Source organism: Haloferax sp. s1 (assembly GCF_058382125.1).
This window is the reverse complement of sequence record NZ_JBZRPK010000456.1, coordinates 1-4,982: the sequence shown is the minus strand read 5'-3', so window position 1 is coordinate 4,982 and position 4,982 is coordinate 1. Positions and strand designations below refer to the sequence as shown.

Here is a 4,982-nt window from a genome sequence, read left to right as displayed (position 1 = left end):
CACCTGCACAGGGACGGGAAGCCGATTCGACCAGAATCGAGTTCCGCGGGGCGGACAACACGGCGAACCCGTACCTCGGACTTATCGGACTCCTCGCCGCCGGGAACGACGGTATCGAGCGCGAACTCGAACCGCCGGAGCCGGCTTCGGTCGACCCGTGTGACCTCACGGATGCACAGCGGACCGCAAAGGGAATCAAGCGACTCCCGCAGACGCTCGGTGAGGCGCTCGATGCGTTAGAGACAAACGAGGTATTGCGCGAGGCACTTGGTCCCGACCTCTTCGATGCGTACGTCGAAGTCAAGCGGAACCACTGGAAGTTGTTCACCGAGAGCGCGGGAGCGTGGCAACGGGAGCGACTCCGAAACCTCTACTAAAACGGCATCTGAGAACACGACCCTCGGGCGTGGGGTGCGGCCCGAGGTAGTCTGTACTGCTCGACGGTGACCGTCAGATTCGTACCGTTCCGACAGGTCGTCAGTCGCTCCCCACCGCGTCCGCCGGTTCGTGGGATGCGTCGTCGAGCGTGTCGATGGCGTTGTTTCGCCACGACCCGAGTCTGAACCACGCAAGCGCGAGCACCGCGCCGACGACGTTCGAGATGGCGATGGAAATCCAGACCCCGCTCGGGCCGACGGCCTGCGCGCCGAACCACGAAATCGGGAGTCGGATGATGCCCCGAGTAGTCAGCACGATGACGGCCGCGACGGTCGTCATTCCGACTCCGCGGAATCCGCCGACGAAGGTCCGCAACACGCCGATGAATCCGAACGTGGGGACGACCCAGTGGAGGAACGAGACGCCGCACCTGATGGTTGCCGGTTCGTCGGTAAAGAGACTCACAATCGGCCGTGCGGTGACCCACGTGAGGATGGCGATTGTGGTGAGACTACCGAACGCAATCACTGCGGCACGATAGTTGGTCGTCACGGCGCGGTCGAGTTTCCCCGCACCGATGTTCTGTCCGGTCATCGTTTCGACCGCCCGCGAGATGCCAACTGTTGCGAAACCGATTGTAGAGATGACTCGAATCCCGATACCGTATCCGGCGACGGCCGCCGTCGAGAAGGTCCCGACGATAACGAGAAGCAGGTTAATCGAGATACCCCGTCCCATCTGTTCGACGGACGTGGGTAGACCCGTCCGGGCGAGTCGACGACCCCAAGAGAGATTCGGCCGGAACTGGCGTAACTCGGCGTCGAGTCCTCTCGAGGACACGAATAGGAGGTAGAATCCCACGAGAGCCGCGAGACTCCGGGCGGTGAACGTCGCAATCGCGGCACCACGGATGCCGAGTTCCGGGACGAATCCCCAGCCGTAGATAAGAATCGGGTCGAGAAGTGCGTTAAGGGTAATCGAACCAATCATGACCGGAAGCGGCGTGATGGTGTCGCCGGACCCGCGCATCAGCGAGAGGAAGGCGACGAACCCGACGGTCGATGGTAAGCCGAGGGACATTATCTGCAGATAGGCGGTCGCGAAGCGGTGAACTTCTGGAGTAATATCATACAGCGTGAGGACGTCGTCGACGAAGAAAAAGCCGAGAACGCCGACGAGGGCCCCTGAAATCAGTCCGTACGTCACAGTTTGTGCCGCCGCGTGGGCGGCCCCTTCGTAGTCTTCACCGCCGGTCGCTTGGGCGACGTGAATACTGCCTGCGACGGGAAGACCGAAGCTCACAGAAAGGAGGAAATACGCGAGCGGATACGCGAGAGTAATCGCTGCTAGCGATGCGGTGCCGTACTGCCCGAGCCAAAACGTGTCGACGAGCGTGTAGACTGTTTGAATGACGTTCGTGATGATAACCGGCAGTGCGAGTATCCCGAGCGGCCGAGCAATCGACCCCGAGGTCAAATCGAGGTCGTCCTGGCGGGTGAAGATACTCACGAGCGCATTACGGATTCCCATTAGCTGACTCGCACCCGTTAGTTCGCCTCTTGTTCTTTCCAGTGGCGGGCCAGTTCGGCACAGGTTGCGACCCACGCGCCGTCGGTGTTAGTGACCGTTTCGAGCAGGTCGTCGAGCGCGTCAATTCGGCTGGCGCGACCGATGACCTGCGGGTGCATCGTCAGCATGAACATTCGTCCGCGGCGGTGCAGTCCCTCGAACTCCGCTTCCCACGTGTCGAAGACGGGACCGACAGGTGAGATTCCCGACTGGAAGTCGAACGTGGGCTTCATGTTGAATCCCCAGTAGACGAAGTCGTCGAGTAAGAAGTGGTTCGGTAGTTCGACGAGGGGATAGTCGTCGCGCAGGTACGGAATGTCGGTGTCCATCATCGACGAGTCGTATATCATCCCCACCTCCTCTGCCAGTTCCAGTGTTTGGTCGGACTGCCCACCGCGGTAGCCGAGCGGCGGTTCGCCGGTGAGGCCTTCGAAGAGTTCGACGGTTCGCAGAAACTCCGTTTCCTCGCGTTCTTTCGAGAGCGTCCGTGGATGGACGTGCGAATAGGTGTGATGTGCGATTTCGTGGCCGTGGTCGTGAATCTGTTTAATCGTCTCCGGCCACTCTTCTGCGACTCTTCCGGGAACGAAGAAGGTACATCGGCAATCGTGTTTGTCGAACACCTCCAGAATACGAGGGACGGCGACCGTCGGACCGAACTCACCGCGGAACTCGAATCGCCCGAAACCCTCTTTTTGTTTTTCACCTGCGCGCCAGAGTTGGCCAGCGTCGAGGTCGAACGTAAACGAAGCCGCAGACTGGTAGTCACCCCATGGAGTATCGTCAGTTGATTGCTGTTTAAACTGTGACATCGCCTATTTTTAGGCTGACCTAAAACTTAAAGCTTTTCGACAAGGAGAATGTGTTCCGAAAATAAGAACACAGAGAGGTCTCTATCGATGTGTTCGTCGAGGCTGACCGGCGGAACACATCAATACCGTGGGGTCAGACAGGACGTTTGAAATCTCGTAGAGACCTATCGTGGCTGACGTGGCAGTGGTGGTTAGTGACCTAGCCGGGCGGTCATCCGGTCGAAGGCACACTACACCCCGACGAATACGCCTTACGACAGGTCACGTTCGGCGATGCGGTCGTTCGCTCCCGAGATGTCGGCCAGCGACTCGCCCTCGTAGAGGCGGTCGATGATTTCGGATTCCGCCCCGTCGCCTCCAGTGTAGTGTTCGATAACCTGGTCGATTTCGTCCTGTGGGACGAACACGACGCCGTCTTCGTTGCCGATTGCGGCGTCCCCCGGCTGAACCACCGCACCGCCGACCTGCACGGGGACGTTGATGTCGCCACCCAAACTCTGACGCAAGCGATAGACCGTCCTGTTGGACCTTGCTCGTGCGAACACCGGGAAATCGATATCCCGGATTGCTGCCGTATCGGTCACAGCGCCGTCGATGACAACGCCCTGTGCGCCGCTCGCAACCGCCGCATGGGTGGTGACTTCTCCCCACGGTGCGTTCGTTTCGTGGCCGTCCATCTGGATGACGATGACGTCCCCCGGTTCGGCGAGTTCAGTCGCCTTGTGAACCATCGTCCCGTCGACAGGCGGAATCCGGACAGTGAGGGCGGAGCCGACGATGTTCGCCGAGCTTGCTGTCCGCATGAACCGCAGTTCCGGTGATGAGTGACCGAAGTGTCGGTGGTGTCCGAGTTCGTTCGGGTCCACTTGCTCAAGCGCGCTCAGTTGGTCATCACTGGGTCGGTCGAAGTCGTCGATTACCATCGTATCGTCCTCATGGTTCGCTACTAGTTTTAGGTTGGCCTAAAAATTAAAAACTACCGGCCACAGAGAAACCAGCGGGGTAGTGAGTGTGGGTGTCGGCTCAGAACTCGCCTGTTACGATGTCAGCAACCCGTTGGCGGTCGAAGAACTCGTCTTCCGTGAAGACATCGGGATAGAGGTCCTGTGCGGCCTGTTCGAGTTGGAACAGGTACACAATCGGCCCCTGATACGGCGCGCCCGCATAGATTACTCGGTCGTTTTGTACAGCCTGCAGTTCGCTCCCGAGATCATGGTCCTTCATCGGCTGTACGAACTTCGACTCGAACTCCGCTTCCGTCAGTTCTCCGTGCTGTCGGATAGCGATGACCTCCGGGTCAACCTCCAACAGTGTCTCGAAGTCGACCTCGCTGCGGCTTTCGTGGAAGTTCTGTACGTCCGACTGCGCCAATGCATCGCGGACATTCAGTTCTCGCCATTGCTTGAAACTCGTCCCGGAATCCATCACAAACGGGAGGAACGTCTCCGGCGGACTCGACCGTGGATACAGAATAGCGACTTCCGGTCGCTCCTCGGGCAGACGCGACGTGACATCCGAGACGACCCGGTCGTGAATCTCTTTGAGGGCCTCGTATCGTTCCTCCTCTTGGAACACTTGCGCGAGTTTTTCGAAGGCCTCGTACATCGAGTACTTCGTGTAATCGTGCCACGAGTAGCTCCCGGAGAAGATCGTATTTCCGAGGAATGGACCGACGTTCTCGCTGATTTCGTCGATGTCCTCTTGTGTCCACTGAATCCGGTTGATCATGAAGTTCGGATCGATGATGTGGACATCCGCATCGAGTTCGTAGAATAGCTCTTTGTCGGTGCCATCCTGCCAGAGTTGTGTTAGTCCTTCACGATCGACGGAAACACCGGGAAGCTCATTATAATACCACGTCGCGAACCGCTGGCGGATACCCACCGCTTGCAGTCCGTCAGCCTGTCCGAGCGCGACGCCCATGTCTGCATAATCGCCGGTGAACGAAAACCACTTCTCGGGAACCTGATCGAAAGGTACCTCTCCGACTGGCTCCATCGTCACCGAATAGCTCGAATCCTCGGTTGTTGTCTCGGTGTCAGTCGTCTCTGTCTCAGTCGACGTACTCGGCGAGTTACTCTCCGTCGGCGTTGAATCCGCCCCGTCGTCACCCAAACAGCCAGCAAACAATCCGCCACCGACGACTGCCCCGCCGTACTTGAGATATTCTCTCCGTGTTGGTTCCGTCCGTCGTCCGGAATCTCGGTCCATGAGGTTTAGGCT

General features: G+C 58.9%; 4 protein-coding genes and 1 pseudogene. 1 reads left to right on the top strand and 4 read right to left on the bottom strand.

Annotated features, from left to right (window positions below; genetic code table 11):
- Nucleotides 1–377, top strand: a pseudogene (locus tag QT222_RS06685) (gamma-glutamylputrescine synthetase); the annotation flags it as partial.
- 100 nt (nt 378–477) lie between these two features.
- Here the strand turns inward: QT222_RS06685 and QT222_RS06680 are convergent.
- From QT222_RS06680 to QT222_RS06665, 4 genes are all read right to left on the bottom strand, one after another.
- Entirely contained in the window at nt 478–1,908 is a 1,431-nt protein-coding gene (locus QT222_RS06680) for an MATE family efflux transporter (protein WP_491476712.1), read from the bottom strand.
- A gap of 17 nt (nt 1,909–1,925) precedes the next feature.
- Nucleotides 1,926–2,759 (bottom strand): polysaccharide deacetylase family protein, encoded by an 834-nt coding sequence (locus tag QT222_RS06675; protein WP_004056712.1) that lies wholly within the window; start codon nt 2,757–2,759, stop codon nt 1,926–1,928.
- A 251-nt stretch (nt 2,760–3,010) separates the two neighbouring features.
- Nucleotides 3,011–3,682: an RraA family protein gene (locus QT222_RS06670; protein ID WP_491476711.1), complete on the bottom strand. Its 672-nt coding sequence runs from the start codon at nt 3,680–3,682 to the stop codon at nt 3,011–3,013.
- A 100-nt stretch (nt 3,683–3,782) separates the two neighbouring features.
- Nucleotides 3,783–4,970, bottom strand: coding sequence for an ABC transporter substrate-binding protein (locus tag QT222_RS06665; RefSeq protein ID WP_004056710.1), 1,188 nt, complete (start codon nt 4,968–4,970; stop codon nt 3,783–3,785).
- Nucleotides 4,971–4,982 lie beyond the last annotated feature (12 nt).

Coding starts and splice junctions, on each gene's coding strand:
- QT222_RS06670 (WP_491476711.1), bottom strand. CDS start 3,682: ATGGTAATCGACGACTTCGACCGACCCAGTGATGACCAACTGAGCGCG.
- QT222_RS06665 (WP_004056710.1), bottom strand. CDS start 4,970: ATGGACCGAGATTCCGGACGACGGACGGAACCAACACGGAGAGAATAT.
- QT222_RS06675 (WP_004056712.1), bottom strand. CDS start 2,759: ATGTCACAGTTTAAACAGCAATCAACTGACGATACTCCATGGGGTGAC.
- QT222_RS06680 (WP_491476712.1), bottom strand. CDS start 1,908: ATGGGAATCCGTAATGCGCTCGTGAGTATCTTCACCCGCCAGGACGAC.